General features: G+C 64.4%; 17 protein-coding genes. 7 read left to right on the top strand and 10 right to left on the bottom strand.

The genetic code is table 11. The features are described 5' to 3' along the window. Positions 1–78: 78 nt before the first annotated feature. Positions 79–885 (bottom strand): enoyl-CoA hydratase/isomerase family protein, encoded by an 807-nt coding sequence (locus ABIA96_RS32730; RefSeq protein WP_354141040.1) that lies wholly within the window; start codon positions 883–885, stop codon positions 79–81. A gap of 121 nt (positions 886–1,006) precedes the next feature. Between ABIA96_RS32730 and nthA the strand changes: the two genes are divergently transcribed. Genes nthA through ABIA96_RS32745 form a run of 3 tightly spaced genes read left to right on the top strand, consistent with a single transcriptional unit; the run spans position 1,007 to position 2,672 of the window. After that, positions 1,007–1,642 carry a nitrile hydratase subunit alpha gene (nthA, locus tag ABIA96_RS32735; RefSeq protein WP_354141041.1) on the top strand — a complete coding sequence of 212 codons (636 nt, stop codon included), beginning with the start codon at positions 1,007–1,009 and terminating at the stop codon, positions 1,640–1,642. Then, positions 1,639–2,301, top strand: a complete 663-nt coding sequence (gene nthB, locus ABIA96_RS32740; protein ID WP_354141042.1) for a nitrile hydratase subunit beta — start codon at positions 1,639–1,641, stop codon at positions 2,299–2,301. Before nthA ends, nthB begins: the two co-directional genes overlap by 4 nt. Continuing rightward, positions 2,298–2,672 (top strand): nitrile hydratase accessory protein, encoded by a 375-nt coding sequence (locus ABIA96_RS32745; RefSeq protein ID WP_354141043.1) that lies wholly within the window; start codon positions 2,298–2,300, stop codon positions 2,670–2,672. Before nthB ends, ABIA96_RS32745 begins: the two co-directional genes overlap by 4 nt. A gap of 152 nt (positions 2,673–2,824) precedes the next feature. Here ABIA96_RS32745 and queC read toward each other — a convergent pair whose 3' ends face one another. Beyond that, the gene (gene queC, locus ABIA96_RS32750) at positions 2,825–3,538 is read right to left on the bottom strand and encodes a 7-cyano-7-deazaguanine synthase QueC (protein ID WP_354141044.1); all 714 of its coding nucleotides are present in this window, start codon (positions 3,536–3,538) and stop codon (positions 2,825–2,827) included. Positions 3,539–3,664: 126 nt separating this feature from the next. Here queC and mazG point away from each other — a divergent pair, with 126 nt between their 5' ends. Continuing rightward, on the top strand, positions 3,665–4,483 hold the full coding sequence (gene mazG / locus ABIA96_RS32755; RefSeq protein WP_354141045.1) for a nucleoside triphosphate pyrophosphohydrolase: 819 nt from the start codon (positions 3,665–3,667) through the stop codon (positions 4,481–4,483). Positions 4,484–4,650: 167 nt separating this feature from the next. On the opposite strand, the gene hflX is transcribed toward mazG, so the two are convergent. The 4 genes from hflX to ABIA96_RS32775 all read right to left on the bottom strand — a co-directional run bounded on the left by hflX (position 4,651) and on the right by ABIA96_RS32775 (position 10,305). Continuing rightward, on the bottom strand, positions 4,651–6,030 hold the full coding sequence (hflX, locus tag ABIA96_RS32760; RefSeq protein WP_354141046.1) for a GTPase HflX: 1,380 nt from the start codon (positions 6,028–6,030) through the stop codon (positions 4,651–4,653). A gap of 11 nt (positions 6,031–6,041) precedes the next feature. Next, complete coding sequence (gene hfq, locus ABIA96_RS32765; protein ID WP_007591126.1) at positions 6,042–6,290, bottom strand: RNA chaperone Hfq; 249 nt, start codon at positions 6,288–6,290, stop codon at positions 6,042–6,044. 248 nt (positions 6,291–6,538) lie between these two features. Beyond that, complete coding sequence (ntrX, locus tag ABIA96_RS32770; RefSeq protein ID WP_354141047.1) at positions 6,539–7,909, bottom strand: nitrogen assimilation response regulator NtrX; 1,371 nt, start codon at positions 7,907–7,909, stop codon at positions 6,539–6,541. A 17-nt stretch (positions 7,910–7,926) separates the two neighbouring features. Continuing rightward, complete coding sequence (locus ABIA96_RS32775) at positions 7,927–10,305, bottom strand: sensor histidine kinase (RefSeq protein WP_354141048.1); 2,379 nt, start codon at positions 10,303–10,305, stop codon at positions 7,927–7,929. Between the two features lie 212 nt (positions 10,306–10,517). Between ABIA96_RS32775 and ABIA96_RS32780 the strand changes: the two genes are divergently transcribed. Continuing rightward, a complete protein-coding gene (locus tag ABIA96_RS32780; RefSeq protein ID WP_354141049.1) occupies positions 10,518–10,655 on the top strand; it encodes a hypothetical protein in 138 nt (45 codons plus the stop codon). A gap of 169 nt (positions 10,656–10,824) precedes the next feature. On the opposite strand, the gene ntrC is transcribed toward ABIA96_RS32780, so the two are convergent. Genes ntrC through dusB form a run of 3 tightly spaced genes read right to left on the bottom strand, consistent with a single transcriptional unit; the run spans position 10,825 to position 14,444 of the window. After that, positions 10,825–12,267, bottom strand: a complete 1,443-nt coding sequence (gene ntrC, locus ABIA96_RS32785) for a nitrogen regulation protein NR(I) (protein WP_354141050.1) — start codon at positions 12,265–12,267, stop codon at positions 10,825–10,827. A 9-nt stretch (positions 12,268–12,276) separates the two neighbouring features. Beyond that, a complete protein-coding gene (locus tag ABIA96_RS32790; protein WP_354141051.1) occupies positions 12,277–13,446 on the bottom strand; it encodes a two-component system sensor histidine kinase NtrB in 1,170 nt (389 codons plus the stop codon). Next, the gene (dusB, locus tag ABIA96_RS32795) at positions 13,443–14,444 is read right to left on the bottom strand and encodes a tRNA dihydrouridine synthase DusB (protein ID WP_354141052.1); all 1,002 of its coding nucleotides are present in this window, start codon (positions 14,442–14,444) and stop codon (positions 13,443–13,445) included. The genes ABIA96_RS32790 and dusB overlap by 4 nt, the downstream gene beginning before the upstream one ends. Before the next feature lie 281 nt (positions 14,445–14,725). On the opposite strand from dusB, the gene ABIA96_RS32800 reads away from it, so the two are divergent. Next, complete coding sequence (locus ABIA96_RS32800) at positions 14,726–15,907, top strand: bifunctional 2-C-methyl-D-erythritol 4-phosphate cytidylyltransferase/2-C-methyl-D-erythritol 2,4-cyclodiphosphate synthase (protein WP_354141053.1); 1,182 nt, start codon at positions 14,726–14,728, stop codon at positions 15,905–15,907. 4 nt (positions 15,908–15,911) lie between these two features. Then, entirely contained in the window at positions 15,912–16,523 is a 612-nt protein-coding gene (locus tag ABIA96_RS32805) for a CinA family protein (protein ID WP_354141054.1), read from the top strand. Positions 16,524–16,590: 67 nt separating this feature from the next. Here ABIA96_RS32805 and ABIA96_RS32810 read toward each other — a convergent pair whose 3' ends face one another. Further along, positions 16,591–16,785: a hypothetical protein gene (locus tag ABIA96_RS32810; protein WP_354141055.1), complete on the bottom strand. Its 195-nt coding sequence runs from the start codon at positions 16,783–16,785 to the stop codon at positions 16,591–16,593. Positions 16,786–17,156 lie beyond the last annotated feature (371 nt).

Genomic DNA, 17,156 nt, shown 5'->3' on the forward strand with positions numbered 1-17,156 from the left:
GGGGTGGATATCGCAGGCGGCATTGAGAATCGGTTTGTGGCGCATCTCTCCCGCGCAAAGCGGTAAAGAAAGCGTTGGCTACCTTCCTCTAAACTTAGGTTTGCGCCGCGTCAGGAACGCCTCGACGCCCTCCTTGTGGTCCTCGCTGAGGCTTGCCAGCGCGAACTGGTCGATATCCATATGGCTGGCGAGATCGTCGAGCGCATGCGCGAGCCGGTTGACGGTCAGTTTGGTCATGGCGACCGAGAGCGGCGGTTGCGCCGCGACCTTGCGGGCCAACTCCATGGCGGCATCGAAGGCGTAGCCGGGGTCGACGACCTGCTCGACCAGGCCCCATTGATAGGCCTCGTCAGCGGAGATGCGCTCGTCGGCCAGGATCACCGCCTGCTTGGTGCGGGCCGGTCCCATCAGATGCAACATGCGCGGGATGCTCTGCCAGCTCATATTCATGCCGAGCCCGATCTCGGGCACGCGCAGATGCGCGTCGCTCCCCATCACGCGGAAGTCGAGCGCGACCGCAAGCGCCACGCCGCCGCCGACGCAGAAGCCTTCGATCGCCGCGATCGTGATTTGCTCCATCTCCTGCCAGGCATGCGTCAGGCGCGGCCCGAGTTTGAGATGCCGCCGCAGCGTGCCGAGATCCATCTCCTTGCGCGAGCGCCCTTCGTCGTCCTTCAGATCAAACCCTGCGCTGAACGCGCCCGAATTCCCGGTCAGTACCACGACGGATGTCGCCGCATCATCTTCGAAGCTGCGGGCGGCTGCGGTGAGCTGCCGAAGCGCCTCCGGCGACAAGGCATTGATGCCGTCATGACGGTCGAACCGCACCACTGCGATCCGACCCTCGGGCCCGAGGCCCTTCTCGATCTTGACGAAGTCTTTCATGGAGCGTCTCCGATGTCGATTTTCGTCTGATCGTAGCGCACAAACGGCGTCACGAATATGGGACCGATCGCGCTGCAACGAAGGCTCGACAGGACGGGGCCATGCGCTTAATCTTTCGCGCATGAGCCACGATCACGATCACCATCATCACCACGACCACGATCATTCGGAATTGTCGCAGACCGAGCTGCGCGTGCGCGCGCTCGAGACGATTCTGACCGAAAAAGGCTATGTCGAGCCGGCCGCGCTCGACGCCATCATCGAGGCCTACGAGACCAAGATCGGTCCGCACAACGGTGCGCGCGTCGTCGCCAAGGCGTGGACCGATCCGGCGTTCAAGCAGGCGCTGCTGGAGGACGGCAGCAAGGCGATCGGCACGCTCGGCCATGTCAGCCGCGTTGGCGACCATCTCGTCGTGGTCGAGAATACGCCGCAGCGTCACAACATGGTCGTGTGCACGCTGTGCTCCTGCTACCCTTGGGAAATGCTCGGGCTGCCACCGGTCTGGTACAAGGCCTCGCCCTACCGCTCGCGCGCGGTCAAGGATCCGCGCGGCGTGCTCGCCGATTTCGACGTCACGCTGCCGAAGGACATGGAAATCCGGGTCTGGGACTCCACCGCCGAAACACGCTTCCTGGTGCTGCCGATGCGCCCCGATGGCACCGAAGGCTGGAGCGAGGAGCAGCTTGCCGACCTCGTTACGCGAGACTCGATGATCGGCACTGGATTCGCCAAAAAGCCCGGGGCCCCGTCGTGAACGGCGTCCACGACATGGGCGGCATGGACGGGTTCGGCAAGGTCGAGGCCGAGTCGAACGAGCCGGTGTTCCACGAGGAGTGGGAGTCCCGCGTGCTGGCGATGGTGCGCGCGATGGGCGCGGCCGGCGCGTTCAACATCGACACCTCGCGCTTCTATCGCGAGACGCTGCCGCCGCATGTCTACCTCTCCAGCTCTTACTACAAGAAATGGTTCCTCGGCCTCGAGGAGATGCTGATCGAGAAGGGCTACCTCACCCGCGAGGAGGTCGCCGCCGGCCATGCGATGAAGCCCGGCAAGGCGCTCAAGCACGGCAAGTTCGACCTCGCCAATGTCGAGCGCATCATGGTGCGTGGCAAGTTCGCCCGCCCTGCGCCTGCAACCGCCAAATTCAACATCGGCGACCGCGTCCGCGCCAAGAACATCCATCCGACCACGCACACGCGGCTGCCGCGCTATGTGCGCGGCCATGTCGGTGTGGTCGAGCTGAATCATGGCTGCCACGTGTTTCCGGATTCCGCGGCGATGGAGCTCGGCGAGAATCCGCAATGGCTCTACACCGTGGTGTTCGAGGGCCGCGATCTCTGGGGCGCGGATGGTGATCCGACGCTGAAGGTCTCGATCGACGCGTTCGAGCCGTATCTGGACCCCGCGTCATGAGCAGCACTGCTGCCGCCGCGACGGCGGCCATTCCGAGCATTCCGCGCGATGATGACGGCCCGGTGTTTCGCGCGCCCTGGGAAGCGCATGCCTTTGCGATGGCGCTGACGCTACATGACCGCGGCGTGTTCACCTGGCCCGAATGGGCCGCGGCCTTGGCCGCCGAGATCAAGCGCGCGCAGGCCGCCGGCGATCCTGACACGGGCGAGACCTACTATCTGCACTGGCTCGCCACGCTGGAAGGTCTCGTCGCACACAAGGGCGTTACGTCAACGGAAACGCTGCATCGCTATCGCGACGCCTGGGACCACGCCGCGGACCGCACGCCGCACGGCAAGCCGATCGAGCTGCGGGACGAGGATTTTCGGTAGGCTCGCGCTCGCGCCACACCCGTCATTGCGAGCGCAGCGAAGCAATCCAGAATCTTTCCGCGGAGGGATTCTGGATTGCCTCGTCGCTTCAGCGCAAAATTGCTTCGCAATTTTGTCGCGAGCTCCTCGCAATGACGGCGAAATGACACGCGCTACCTCCCCGCCACAAACTCCCGCCATCCCTTCGCTCGCAGGCTGCAGGCCGGGCACTCGCCGCAGCCATAGCCCCAATCGTGCCGCGCGCCGCGTTCGCCGAGATAGCAGGTGTGCGACTGCTCGCGGATGAGATCGACCAGTCCCTCGCCGCCGAGGTCATGCGCCAGCTTCCACGTCGCGGCCTTGTCGATCCACATCAGCGGCGTATGCAGCTCGAACTTGCGGGCCATGCCGAGCGAGAGCGCGGTCTCCATGGCGCGGATGGTGTCATCACGGCAATCGGGATAGCCGGAATAGTCGGTCTCGCACATGCCGCCGACGATGTGGGTGATGCCGCGCCGGTAGGCCAGCGCCGCGGCGAAGGTCAGAAATACGAGATTGCGGCCCGGCACAAAGGTGTTCGGCAGGCCGTCGGCGCCCATCGCAATCGCAACGTCGCGGGTCAACGCGGTCTCGGACATCGCAGCGAGCGTCGGGATCGACAGCGTATGGCTCTCGCCGAGCTTTGCGGCCCAATCGGCGCGCAAGCCCTTGATGCCGTCGAACAGCCGATCGCGGCAGTCGAGCTCGACGGCGTGGCGTTGCCCGTATGCGAACCCCAGCGTCTCCACGCGCGCAAAGCGGCTCAGCGCCCAGGCGAGGCAGGTGGTGGAATCCTGGCCGCCGGAGAACAGCACCAGCGCGGTTTGTGATGAAAATGCGTCACTCATGGCTCGCGCTTTAGCACTGCGCAAGCGGCCCGCCAATCGGTGGAAATCGGCCTGTTTCGACTCGCTCCGCTGGGAACGGCGGCCCGCTTTTGGCATAAGGTCTGGAACCCTGGAGACCGCCCCGCAATGACCCCTTCCCGCGACATTTCCCGCCTGATCGAGATCATGGCCGCGCTGCGCACGCCGGTGACCGGCTGCCCCTGGGACCTCGAGCAGAATTTTGCGACGATCGCGCCCTACACGATCGAGGAGGCCCATGAGGTGGTCGACGCCATCGACCGCGGCGATCTCGACGATCTCCGCGAAGAGCTCGGCGACCTCCTGCTGCAGGTGGTGTTCCACGCCCAGATGGCCTCGGAGCAAAATGCGTTTACGTTCGGCGATGTCGTTGAAGCCATCACCCGCAAGATGATCCGGCGTCACCCCCACGTCTTCGTGGACAAGGACGGCAATCTCGCCTCGTCCCATGTCAAGGAAGTCTGGGACCGCATCAAGGCCGAGGAGAAAGCCGAACGCGCCGCGCGCCGGCCGCCGGAGCAAACGCCGTCGCACAAATCGCTACTGTCGGGCGTCAAGGCCGGCCAGCCCGCACTGACGCGCGCCATGGAGCTGCAGCGCAAGGCCTCCACCGTCGGCTTCGACTGGAACGATCCGCGCGCCGTGCTGCAAAAGATCCGCGAGGAAGCCGACGAGATCGAGGCCGCGCTCGACCGCAACGACAAGCAGGAGATCGCGGAAGAGACCGGCGACCTGATGTTCGCGCTGGTCAACCTCGCCCGCCATGTCGATGCCGATCCCGAGACCGCGCTTCGCGCGACCAATGCGAAATTCGAACGGCGGTTTGCCTATATCGAGCGCGCTCTGGAGGCGGAAGGGCGCACGCTGGAGCAGGCGTCGCTGGCGGAGATGGATGCGCTGTGGAATGCGGCGAAGACAGCTACCTGATAAGAGGGCATGCAGTGGAAATCAGGCAGGACGATCCGGCGGCGCCCTATGTCGCCGACTTGTTGGCGCTTCATCTGCAAGAGCTACGCAGCGTCATGGGCGAGCATGCGAGGCTTGGCGTGTAGCCCGGATTTCGCTTCGCTCCATCCGGGGCTACGACGTACCGATCAAGCCACGCGCGGCACGGCGTCGAACCTGTTCACCACGATATCCCGCTTGGTCTCGTCCACCCTTACCGTCATGTCGAAGCGGCCATCGTGCAGCTCCTTGGCCAGCACCTCGGAATTCCGATGCAGCCAGGAGATGCCGGCACCATCTGCGGCGTCGATGGAAAGGTCGAGCGTGGTGCGTTTGGCGGCGAGGCGCTCTTCGATCGCGGCGAGCAGCGCGTCGATCCCCTCGCCTGACACGGCTGACACCAGCATCGCCGGGTGATCTTCGGGCCTGCGTGCTGCGATATTCAGAAGCTCTTCGCGCTGCTCGGAATCGTAGCGGTCGATCTTGTTCCAGACCTCGACGATGCGGCCGGAATCATCCGGATTGATGCCGAGCTGGCGTAGCACGGCGTCGACGTCGCCTTGCTGGGCCTCGGCATCCTCATGCGAGATGTCGCGCACATGCAGGATGACGTCGGCTTCCAGCACCTCTTCCAGCGTGGCGCGGAAGGCGGCGACGAGCTGCGTCGGCAGATTGGAGATGAAGCCGACCGTGTCCGACAGCATCGCCTTGCCGCCGTGTGGTAAAGTGAGCGCGCGCAAGGTGGGATCAAGCGTAGCGAACAGCATGTCGGCGGCCTGCACGTCGGCGCGGGTCAGGCGGTTGAACAGCGTCGACTTGCCGGCGTTGGTGTAACCGACCAGCGCGACGACGCTATACGGTACGCGCTGGCGGCCGGCGCGATGCAGCCGCCGCGTCGCCTGCACCTTCTGCAGGTCGCCCTCGAGCCTGGAGATGCGTTCCTGAATCAGGCGGCGGTCGGCCTCGATCTGCGTTTCGCCGGGACCACCCATGAATCCGAAACCGCCGCGCTGGCGTTCGAGATGGGTCCACGATCGCACCAGCCGCGAGCGCTGGTAGTTGAGATGGGCGAGCTCGACCTGAAGCGAGCCTTCCTTGGTCTTGGCGCGGCGGCCGAAGATTTCGAGGATGAGTCCGGTGCGGTCGAGCACCTTGGTGTGCAATTCCTTCTCGAGATTGCGCTGCTGGATCGGCGCCAGCGCGCAATCCATCACCACGAGCTCGACGTCGAGGCTCTTGGCCAGCGCGGCGATCTCTTCGACCTTGCCCTTGCCGATATAGGTCGCAGGGCGAATCTGGCCGATCGGCGTGATGATGGCGTCGGCAATGACGAGATCGATTGCACGCGCGAGGCCGGCGGCTTCATCGAGCCGGGCCTCCGCATCGCGCTGGACATAGCCCTCCGATTGCGCGTCGGCACTTCCCGCACGCACGCGCAAATAGGGGCCGATGACAAGCACCCGCCCCGTTTGCTTGGCCCCTGCCGGCCGTGGACGGTCGGCATCCCCGTCGAAATTCCGGGGTTCCAATCAGATCACTCTCAAGCCGGCTGATCCTCGCCGCCTTCGAACAACTGGATCGGAGCGCCCGGCATGATGGTCGAGATCGCGTGCTTGTAAACGAGCTGCGAGTGACCGTCGCGCCGAAGCAGCAAACAGAAATTGTCGAACCAGGTCACGATGCCCTGGAGCTTCACTCCGTTGACCAGAAAGATCGTCAGTGGCGTTTTGGTTTTGCGAACGTGATTAAGGAAGGTGTCCTGCAGGTTTTGTGCGCGGTCTGCCGCCATTGTTTTTTTCTCGCTTTGAGTTTCTTTTTATTGCGCCGGTTGCGCCCCGCTTTTGAAAATGTGGGGTCCCTTCCGGTTGCCGTTCCTCATGAGATCCCCCTCGGAGGAACAACGGTTCGATTAGAAGGCAGGACGGGTTATTAGGCAAGCCGCTTCAAGCGGCAGGCCAAGCCCAATTGCCCCCGAAAATCTACGGAAATCGATGTATTTCCTCGCTTGTCTGCCACCGGCGGCCGCAACGTCGAGCGTTAGCCGACGCCGAGCGCCTTCAGCTTTCGGTGCAGCGCCGAACGTTCCATGCCAACAAACTCGGCCGTCCGAGAAATATTTCCTGAAAAACGGCTGATCTGCGCAATCAAATAGTCGCGCTCGAACACTTCGCGGGCCTCGCGCAGCGGTAGGCCCATGATGTGCTCGCCATTGTTGCTGGTCGGCATCGCCGGTACCATCGAGCCGACGTCCTGCGGCAGCATATCGGCGGTGATGATCACCTCCGGTCCACCTGCGGCCAGAATCATGACTCTCTCAACGTTATTGCGGAGCTGGCGCACATTGCCCGGCCAGACATGCGATTGCAGTACGGCCATCGCGTCCTGGCCGATCTGGCGCTTGGGCAGGCCGCTGCCGGCCGATATCTGCTCCATGAAATAGTCGATCAGCTCGGGAATGTCCTCGCGCCGCTCTGACAGCGCGGGCACGCGGATCGGCACCACCGAGAGCCGATGATAGAGGTCCTCGCGGAAATGACCGGCCGCGATCTCCTCCTCCAGGTTGCGCGCGGTGGAGGAGATGATGCGCACGTCGACCTGCATCTTGCCGGTACCGCCGACGCGTTGGAACGACTGCTCGACCAGCACGCGCAGGATCTTGTTCTGAGTCTCGCGCGGCATGTCCGCGATCTCGTCGATGAACAGAGTGCCGCCATGGGCCTCCTCGAGCGCGCCGGGCTTGCGCGCATGCTCGCCGTTGGACTGCTCGACGCCAAACAGCTCGTGCTCCATTCGCTCGGGCGTGATCGCCGCGGCGTTGATGACGACGAAGGGGCCGTCGGCACGGCCCGATGCCGTGTGCAGCGTACGCGCGGTCAACTCCTTGCCGGCACCGGCGGGACCGACGATCAGGATGCGGCTGTTGGCCTTGGCCGCGCGCTCGATGGTCTGGCGCAACTGGTTCATGCTCGGCGAGCGGCCGACCAGCTGGCTGGCGCTCGGCGCGAGCTGCTTCAGCTCCTTCACTTCGCGTTTGAGGCGCGAGTTCTCCAGCGCGCGATTGGCGACCAGGATCAGCCGGTCGGCCTTGAACGGCTTCTCGATGAAATCATAGGCGCCGCGCTTGATCGCGGCGACCGCGGTTTCGATGTTGCCGTGGCCGGAGATCATCACGACAGGCAGATCGGCGTTGTCCTTCTTGACCTGCTCCAGCAGCTGCAGGCCGTCGAGCTTGGAGCCCTGCAGCCAGATGTCGAGGAATACGAGGTGCGGCCTGCGGTTGGCGATTTCGGCCAGGGCCGTATCGCTGTCGCGTGCCGTTCGCGTGACAAAACCCTCGTCTTCGAGGATGCCCGCAACGAGATCCCGAATATCGGCCTCATCATCGACAATCAGAATTTCATTTGCCATGGGTCGCGCCTGTCTTGTCAGCTGCCTGTTGAGGCTTCGATCTTCGTAGAATCATTGGTCTTTTCAGCCGGCTCTTTGGTTTCGGCCGCCGGCTCTTTTGTTTCCTGCGCCTTGTCCATGACGGACGCGGCGGCTGCTTCCTCGGTCACTGGTGCCGCCTCGGCTCCCTCGCTCTTGGGCGGAGCGCCGGAGAGCGCAAAGCGCATCCGCATCCAGGCGCCGCGCTGGCCCTCGCGGAAGTCGGAGGCATCCTTCAGCTCGATGCGGCCGCCATGGTCTTCCAGCACGCGGCCGACGATGGCAAGGCCAAGGCCGGTGCCCTTGGCGCGTGTCGTCACATAGGGCTCGAGCAGCCGCGAGCGCGCAACCTTTGGCAGGCCGATGCCGTTGTCGACGACGTCGATCAGCACATCCTCGCCCTCGCGCGACACCACGACATCGATGCGGCCTTTGCCTAGCTCCTCCGCCGGCACCTGCTCGATCGCCTCGGTGGCGTTCTTGACGATATTGGTGACCGCCTGCGAGATCAGCCGCCGGTCGAACTGGGCGCGCAGCGGATCTTCCTTGAACTCGGCTTCAATATCGAGCTCGGGATGGGCGACCTTCATCAGGAACACCGCCTGCCGCACGGCATCGGCGACGTCCTCGCCTTCCATCACGGGCTTCGGCATCCGCGCGAAGCGCGAGAACTCGTCGACCATGCGGCGGATGTCGTCGACCTGGCGCACGATGGTGTCGGTGCACTGCTCGAAGATCTGCTTGTCCTTGCCCTCGGTGATGTCCTTGCCGAACTTGCGGCGGATGCGCTCGGCCGAGAGTTGGATCGGCGTCAACGGGTTCTTGATCTCGTGGGCGATGCGGCGCGCGACATCACCCCAGGCCGAGGTGCGCTGCGCCGAGACCAGCTCGGTGATGTCGTCGAGCGTGATGATGTAGCTGTCGTGCGGCTGGTTCTTCTCGGCGCTGACGCGGACCGACAGATTGCTCTCGTTGCCGTCGCGGGTAATGGTGATCTGGCCCTGCACCAGGCGCTGGGTCCCTTCCCGCGCCGTCTTCATCATCTCGTCGAGCTCAGGCAGCACGTCGGAGAGCGGATGGCCGAGCGTCTCGGCCTCGGAATGCCCGATCAGCTTCTCGGCGGAGCGGTTGAGGATGCCGACGCTGCCGGAGGTATCGACGCCGATGATGCCCGCGCTTGCGGAGGACAGCACGGCCTCGATGAAACGGCGCCGGCTGTCGATGAGGTCGCTGGCGTTGACGAGCTCGTCGCGCTGGCTGCGCAATTCCTGCGTCATCTTGTTGAAGGTCTCACCGAGTTGGGCGAGGTCGCCTTCCGACTGATGCACCGGCACCTTCACATGAAGGTTGCCGGTCGAGACGGTGTGGGCCGCATTCATGAGCCGCCGGATCGGCGCCACCAGCGAGTTGGCGAAGTTCAACCCGATCAGCACCGAGGCCATCAGAATGGTCAGCGCGATCACCGCGAACATCAGCGCGAACGCGACCTGGATGCCGAGCCGGCGCGACTCGATCTGGGCGTATTCGGCGACGCTCACCTCGGTTTGCTTCAGCTGGTTGACGACGTTCGGGTCGAGCGGACGCGCGACGTAAAGGAAGGTGTCGTTGAAGGCGCGCAGGCGGATCACCGCGGCGACGTAGCTCGCGTCGGGCAGCACCGCGATCTCGGGCTCATTCTCGTTGACGTTGCTGAGGAAGTCCGGCGCCGGCGGCGAATAGGCCAGCCGCATGCCGGTGTCGGCGGACTCGAGGATGTTGGTGTTCTTGTCGATGATCATCGCGCCGGGCAAATTGCGGGAGCCGGCGCTGGACGTCAGCAATTCGCGGAACGAGCGGCGATCCTGGTCGTAAAGCGGCCTTGCGTGCGCGATATCGTTGGCCATGCCGAGGATGTCGCCGCGGATCAGCTGGGCATGGTCCTGCATATAGGCCCGCGCGATCGTCAGCGAGTTCTGGATCACCTCTTTGGTCGGCCCCGAGAACAGCCGGTCGAGGCCGCGCTCGATCGTGACGTTGGCAACGACGGCGACCAGCACCGCCGGGAGCACCGCAACGATCGAGAACAGGCTGACGATCTGGACATGGAGGCGCGCCGCCGCCCGGCCCCGCCGACGCGCCAGGATCAGCTGCCAGAGCTCGCGCACGATGATGCCGACCAGCAGCAGGATCGTGCCCGCATTGATCAGGTAGATCGAGCGCACCACTTCCGGCGTCGGCTCGATCTTGGTCAGGCCGGTCAGAACCAGGAAAGTCAGGAACGCCGACAGCAGCGCCAGCGCCACCGCAAACGGCGCCAGCCAGCGTCGCACCGACCAGCGCCGGGGCTCTTCCGCTGGGGCCGTGTCAAAGGATGCGGCCGAGGTATCTGCGCTGGTCATTCCGGCAATGGGGTGCTGAAAACGGGTCCGCGACGCGCGGATACTGATGCATTCATACCACATTGTTGCCTAATTACGACAATTCCGCGGCGTCTATCCCGCGGCGGACAGGCGCGTCCACAGGGGCATGCTCAATCGCTTGCGGGTTTTCCCGGGAACAGAATCCAGCCACTCCGGCTTGACCCCGCATGGACAGGATATTTCTCGCAATCATGGTGTCAGCGGTGCTGCTGCTGATCGTGGCCTCAGACCTCTTGGTCAATGGCCCAAGCAGGCAGGACGAGACGGCGGAGATGGCCAATATTCAACCGGTCTTGATTCAACCGATCTTGGCCCGCCTGATCAGGTAGGTGCGAGGCGAAAGACTTGCGGCCGAATGACGAATTCGAATCTTCCAGAGGAACATTTCAGCCCGCTTCGGACTTCAGCTCACCGCGCGGGCCACAAAGGCCGGCGCGATTCGGACAGGCTCAGCTCCGCTTTGGTAGGGGAGCTGAGCCACCGTCCGTTTGCGAAGGCCTAGCCCCCGCTCCGATACACCTGGATATCGAGATCCCGGATCTTCTTCCGCAGCGTGTTGCGGTTGAGGCCAAGCAGATCGGCGGCGCGGATCTGGTTGCCCCGGGTAGCCGCGAGCGCGGCCGTCAGCAGCGGCACCTCGATCTCCTTGAGGATGCGGTGATAGAGGCCCGGCGGCGGCACGCCGTTCGGGAAGCCCTGGAAGTGCGATGACAGATAAGCCTCCACCGCACCGCCGAGATTATCGACGCCCTGCTGGACCGCAGCACCTGGACTGACCGTGGGCGGAGCCAGCTCACCGTCGATGACGGAACCCGTGATCACGTCCTGGGGATAGAGCGCCGCCAAACGCCGGGCGAGATTTTCGAGCTCGCGCACGTTGCCGGGCCAGCGGTGCTGCTTCATCCGCTCCAGCGCCAGCGTATCGAGTTTCTTCGGCGGCAGGCCGTCCTTCTCCGCCAGCGCGAAGAAGTGCCGCACGAGATCCGGCAGGTCCTCGATACGCTCGCGCAGCGGCGGCAGCCGCAGTGGCACGACATTGAGGCGGAAGAACAGATCCTCGCGGAACAGACCCTGCTGGATCAGCACGCGCAGATCCTTGTTGGAGGCCGCGACGATCCGCACGTCGGTCTTGATCGGGGTGCGGCCGCCGACGGTGGTGTATTCGCCCTGCTGCAGCACCCGCAGCAAGCGGGTCTGCGCCTCCATCGGCATGTCGCCGATTTCGTCCAGGAAGAGCGTGCCGCCCTCGGCCTGCTCGAACCGGCCCGAGGCGCGGGTGTTGGCGCCGGTGAAGGCGCCGCGCTCATGGCCGAACAGCTCGGACTCGATGAGATCGCGCGGGATCGCCGCCATGTTGACCGCGACGAACGGGCCGTTGCGGCGTTTGCCGTAATCGTGCAGCGCGCGCGCCACCAGCTCCTTGCCGGTGCCGGACTCGCCCGTGATCATCACGGTGAGATCGGTCTGCATCAGGCGTGCGAGCACGCGATAGATTTCCTGCATCGCCGGCGACCGGCCGACCAGCGGGATCGCCTCCATCTCGCCGTCATCGTCCGGCGCCGCGACCCGCTCCTTCGGTTCCGCGAGCGCGCGGCCGACGATCGCGATCAGCTCCTTCAGGTCGAAGGGCTTTGGCAGATATTCATACGCCCCGCGCTCGGAGGCGCGAATCGCCGTCATGAAGGTGTTTTGCGCGCTCATGACGATGACCGGCAAGTTCGGCCGCATCTTCTTGATGCGCGGCAGCAGGTCAAAGGCGTTTTCGTCCGGCATGACGACGTCTGTGATGACGAGATCGCCCTCCCCCTGGCTGACCCAGCGCCACAGCGTTGCGGCGTTGCCGGTCAGCCTGACTTCATACCCGGCCCGGGAAAGTGCCTGGTTAAGAACCGTGCGGATGGCGGTGTCGTCATCAGCTACGAGAATGCTACCTGCGGGCATTGTTGATCCTCATTTTGCCCCCTGTGATGCAGACGACGACTTCCCGGCAGAGCCGTCGCGACTGCTGTGATCGGCATGTTTCACCAATGTGGAATACATCGGCATCAGCACGCGGAAAGTGGTCTTGCGCGGCTGAGATTCGCATTCGATGATGCCCCCGTGATCGCCGATGATCTTGGCGACCAGCGCGAGACCGAGGCCACTGCCGGTCTGCTTGGTGGTCACGAAGGGATCGAACAAATTGGGCAGAAGGTCGTCCGGCACGCCTGGTCCGTTATCCCTCACGCAGAACTCAAGTGGCAGGGATACCCGGGATTTTTGACCGGGGACTGACAGACGCACGCCGGGGCGGAACGCGGTGGTGAGCTGGATCTCTCCGTCGGCAACGTCGATCAGCGCTTCGGCGGCATTTTTCACCAGATTCAGGAACACCTGTATCAGCTGGTCCTGGTTCGCCAGCACCGGCGGCAGCGAGGGATCGTAATCCTCGACGAAGCGGATGTTGCGGGCAAAGCCCGACTGCGCCAACCGCTTCACGTGGTCGAGCACGGAATGGATGTTGACGGGGCCGCGCACCACGGGCCGTTCGTCGCCGAACACCTCCATGCGGTCGACCAGCGTCACGATGCGGTCGGCCTCGTCGCAGATCAGCCGCGTTAGCATACGGTCTTCCGAGGAAGCCTGCTGTTCCAGCAATTGTGCCGCGCCGCGGATACCGGAGAGCGGATTCTTGATCTCATGTGCAAGCATGGCTGCTAGCGCGATCACCGAGCGCGCCGCGCTGCGGTGGGTGAGCTGTCGGTCCATCTTGTCGGCGATGGAGCGCTCCTGGAGCATCACCACGATGTGGCCGGGCCGCTCGGTGAGCGGCGCGACATGCAGATCGACCTGGCGGTCTCCGCCCATGCGCGGCGTGCCGAGATCGACCTTGTATTCGTTGACCGGCGAGTTCGACGAGCGCACCTGGTCGATCAGCGCCAGCAAGGGACTGCCGAACGGCACCAGCTCTTTCAGCGACTGCCGCTTCAAGAACTGCGTCGAGATATCGAAGAACGCTTCGGTCGCGATATTGGCGGCGACGATTTTGCCATCAGGCCCGATCATCAGCACGGGATTGGGCAGGGCATCCAGGATCGCGTCGCTGTCGGACGGGTTGCGATGGTCGGCGGCCGAAGTCATGCAGCAGCGCTCCGTGCGAAATCGTCGAAGGCATCCTGCAGAGACTGGTAGACGAGGCCCGGATCCTCGGAGGTGAGGATTTTCCGGCGCCAGGCCTTCAGCGTCTCGAACGGCGCGTCGCTCGCTTCCGCTGCGACGTCGAGCGCCCAGCCGAGATGTTTGCGTGCATGCTTGAGGCCGACCCGCAGGCCATAGAGTGCGCAGACGCCCTCATAGAGCGTGCGGACATAATGAAGTTGCTTTGCGAGCGAGGGCGTGGCTTCCGCCGCCCCACCATTCAGGCGCCGGCCGATCTCGCCCGGGAGCCAAGGCTGGCCTTGCGCGCCGCGGCCGATCATCACGGCATCGGCGCCGGAGGCCTCGAGTGCTGCAAGCGCCTTCTCGTAAGTCGTGATGTCGCCATTGACGACGAGCGGAATGGAGATGGCCTCGCGCACCGCGCGGATCGCATCCCAATCGGCCTCGCCCTTGTAGAACTGGCAGCGGGTGCGGCCATGCACTGTGACGAGCTGGATGCCGGCAGCTTCCGCGCGACGCGCGAGCTCCGGCGCGTTGCGGGTATGATCGTCCCAGCCGAGCCGCATCTTCAGCGTCACCGGCACATTCACGGCGGCAATCGTCGCCTCGATCAGACTGACGGCGTGATCGAGATCGCGCATCAGGGCCGAGCCCGACTGGCCGCCGGTGACGTGGCGGGCCGGACAGCCCATGTTGATGTCGATGATGTCGGCGCCCTCGGCCTCTGCGATCCGGGCCCCTTCGACCATCCAATGCGCCTCGCAGCCGGCAAGCTGGACCACGTGCGGCCCGATCCCGGTCGCCTCGCAGCGCAACCGCGACATCCGGCGGCCATTGGCGAGCTCGTCGCTGGCCGTCATTTCGGAGACGACAAGGCCGGCCCCCAGCTCGGCCGCGAGCTTGCGAACGGGTGAGTCCGTCACTCCCGACATCGGGGCCAGGAAGACCGGGGCGGCGATTGCAATATCGCCTATTTTCAACGGCTTAGAGCCTGATCCTACCGAATCGATCACAGTGGTCCCGTTGAGTGGGCAGCGCCTCATCGCACCTGCCATGGCCTATCTTGCGCACAATTCTTGTGCAGTCAAGCGCCATGCCTACAGTTTAGACAGTTCTGCAAATCTTTCAAGTGCAGTGCAGCAAAATGCTGAATCCCAGATTCCGGGGAAACCCCCTTTTTTTGCGGGCCTGCCGTGCTAGAGGCATGCCGGCAATCCCCCCACGCCCGACGCATTCCTTAACAGTTGAATATTCGAGTCCTATGGCGAAATCACAGCGCACTGCAGTCGTTCTTGTTGCGGCCGGTCGTGGCCTGCGCGCAGGCGCCGGTGGTCCCAAGCAATATCGTGAGATCGGCGGTGTGCCCGTGATCTACCGCGCCATGGAAGCCTTCAGCGTCCACGCCGACGTGTTCGCCGTGCAGCCGGTGGTGAACCCCGACGACAGCACCATATTCACGGCAGCGGTCGCAGGCTTGAAGCACGAGGCCCCGACCAGTGGCGGCGCAACGCGCCAGGCCTCGGTGCTCGCCGGTCTCGAAGCGCTCGCAAAGCATAAGCCCGACATCGTCCTGATCCACGACGCCGCGCGTCCCTTCGTCTCGGCAGGCGTGATCTCGCGCGCGATCGAAGCGGCCAGCCGAACCGGCGCTGCGATCCCCGTCGTCCCCGTCACCGACACCATCAAGGTCACCAGCGCGGACGGCAATGTCGAGGACACGCCTGATCGGGCAAGTTTGCGAATCGCGCAAACGCCGCAATCCTTTCGTTTCGAAGTCATCCTCGAAGCGCATCGTCGTGCAGCGAAGGACGGTCTCTCCGATTTCACCGACGATGCCGCGATCGCCGAATGGGCGGGATTGACGGTTGCGACCTTTGAAGGCGATGTTGCCAATATGAAGCTCACCACCCCCGAGGATTTCGTGCGCGAGGAAGCGCGCCTGGCCAGCCTGCTTGGCGACATCAGGACCGGCACGGGCTACGACGTGCACGCCTTCGGCGAAGGCGACCATCTGATGCTGTGCGGCGTCCGCGTGCCGCACACGAAAGGCTTCCTGGCCCATTCCGACGGTGATGTCGGCCTGCATGCGCTGGTCGATGCCATCCTCGGCGCATTGGCCGACGGCGACATCGGCTCGCACTTCCCGCCGAGCGATGCCAAGTGGAAGGGCGCTTCCTCCGACCAGTTTTTGAAGTACGCCATCGAGCGTGTCACACAGCGCGGCGGCCGTATCGCGAACCTTGAAGTCACGATGATCTGCGAGCGGCCGAAGATCGGCCCGCTGCGCGACGCCATGCGCGCGCGCATTGCCGAGATCTCCGTCGTCGACATCTCCCGCGTCGCGGTAAAGGCGACCACCAGCGAGCGGCTCGGCTTCACCGGCCGCGAGGAAGGGATCGCGGCCACCGCGAGCGCCACCATTCGTCTCCCCTGGAGCGTCTAAGATCATGGGCAGCAGCGACGCACGCGCCCTCTCCCGCTCGCTGCTCGATCTGTGCCGGATGCGCAAGCTGACGATCGCGACCGCCGAGTCCTGCACCGGCGGTCTTGTCGCGGGCGCGCTGACCGATATTCCCGGCTCGTCTGACGTCATCGATCGCGGCTTCGTCACCTATTCCAACGACGCCAAGCGCGCGATGCTGGGGGTCGAGGCCAGCACGCTCACCAATTTCGGCGCGGTCAGCAAGGAGACCGCGACCGCAATGGCGGTCGGCGCGCTGGAGCGCGCCGGCGTCGATCTCGCGGTCGCCATCACCGGCATTGCCGGCCCCGGCGGCGCCACCCCCGGCAAGCCGGTCGGTCTCGTCCATTTTGCGGCTGCTGCGCGCGACGGCCGTATCATCCATCGCGAGCAGCGTTTTGGTGCGATCGGCCGTACGGTGGTGCGCCAGCGCTCGGTGGTCGAGGCGCTGCGCATGCTGATGGAGCTCGCCCGCGGCCCGCAAGCCGCGGCCAAGCCACGCCGTGCCGCCGCTGCAACGAGGCTTCGTCCGCGCGTGACGCGAACGCCGCGCCGGCATGCAACGAAGCGCAGGACGCCACGGTCGCCAAGAGGCTGAGGTCTCGGAGCCCGGATGGAGCGAAGCGCAATCCGGGACCCCTGCGTCCGCGGCAGGAGCTCCGCATTCAAGGCAGGTTCGATCCTTGCGAGGTTCGCTCGATCCGATGGATGACAGGAAGCTTTTGCTCGATCGCCTTCGCGAGCACGGTTCCCGTGGTCCGACCGAGCTCCTTCGCGATCATCGTGATTGGCTTGGTCCCCGCAAGCTTCCTGAGCCGATTCAGATCGTCGTCGCTCCACGATTGCTTCCAGCGCGCCATGTCTCCTGGTCCCGCTACACACGCCCCGCGTCCGACTCAGATTGTAGTTGCCTCCCTTACGAAATGCAGTCGAAACAGGTGTTGCACTCACGACAAGGGGCGTTCCGTCAGTCCACGGCGTTTTGGCACAAACTGCACTTGTCACCCCAAGTGAGCGAAGCTTGAGTCACTGACTGTGCGTCGAGCCGGGGCGTCGTCGGGACCTACAATCCCTCGTGGGGCCTGACGGCCAACACACCAACCGCAAGGTCAATTCTCCCGGGCGAAAATATTCTACTTTACCGAATTTCTGATTTACAGTAGATATCCTGCACCTCATCCCGGTCAGAGGGGCGTATCGCGATCGTCACGAACGTGGGATGAGCCGTGGT

The sequence above is a fragment of the Bradyrhizobium sp. LB11.1 genome (assembly GCF_040549385.1).
Lineage (GTDB): Bacteria > Pseudomonadota > Alphaproteobacteria > Rhizobiales > Xanthobacteraceae > Bradyrhizobium.

What these genes read in the sequence shown, in the direction of transcription:
- ABIA96_RS32730 (WP_354141040.1), bottom strand. Translation starts at nt 885, where the DNA reads ATGAAAGACTTCGTCAAGATCGAGAAGGGCCTCGGGCCCGAGGGTCGG.
- ABIA96_RS32810 (WP_354141055.1), bottom strand. Translation starts at nt 16,785, where the DNA reads ATGGCGCGCTGGAAGCAATCGTGGAGCGACGACGATCTGAATCGGCTC.
- mazG (WP_354141045.1), top strand. Translation starts at nt 3,665, where the DNA reads ATGACCCCTTCCCGCGACATTTCCCGCCTGATCGAGATCATGGCCGCG.
- queC (WP_354141044.1), bottom strand. Translation starts at nt 3,538, where the DNA reads ATGAGTGACGCATTTTCATCACAAACCGCGCTGGTGCTGTTCTCCGGC.
- ABIA96_RS32800 (WP_354141053.1), top strand. Translation starts at nt 14,726, where the DNA reads ATGGCGAAATCACAGCGCACTGCAGTCGTTCTTGTTGCGGCCGGTCGT.
- nthA (WP_354141041.1), top strand. Translation starts at nt 1,007, where the DNA reads ATGAGCCACGATCACGATCACCATCATCACCACGACCACGATCATTCG.
- ABIA96_RS32805 (WP_354141054.1), top strand. Translation starts at nt 15,912, where the DNA reads ATGGGCAGCAGCGACGCACGCGCCCTCTCCCGCTCGCTGCTCGATCTG.
- ABIA96_RS32790 (WP_354141051.1), bottom strand. Translation starts at nt 13,446, where the DNA reads ATGACTTCGGCCGCCGACCATCGCAACCCGTCCGACAGCGACGCGATC.
- ABIA96_RS32775 (WP_354141048.1), bottom strand. Translation starts at nt 10,305, where the DNA reads ATGACCAGCGCAGATACCTCGGCCGCATCCTTTGACACGGCCCCAGCG.
- hfq (WP_007591126.1), bottom strand. Translation starts at nt 6,290, where the DNA reads ATGGCGGCAGACCGCGCACAAAACCTGCAGGACACCTTCCTTAATCAC.
- ntrX (WP_354141047.1), bottom strand. Translation starts at nt 7,909, where the DNA reads ATGGCAAATGAAATTCTGATTGTCGATGATGAGGCCGATATTCGGGAT.
- ntrC (WP_354141050.1), bottom strand. Translation starts at nt 12,267, where the DNA reads ATGCCCGCAGGTAGCATTCTCGTAGCTGATGACGACACCGCCATCCGC.
- ABIA96_RS32780 (WP_354141049.1), top strand. Translation starts at nt 10,518, where the DNA reads ATGGTGTCAGCGGTGCTGCTGCTGATCGTGGCCTCAGACCTCTTGGTC.
- ABIA96_RS32745 (WP_354141043.1), top strand. Translation starts at nt 2,298, where the DNA reads ATGAGCAGCACTGCTGCCGCCGCGACGGCGGCCATTCCGAGCATTCCG.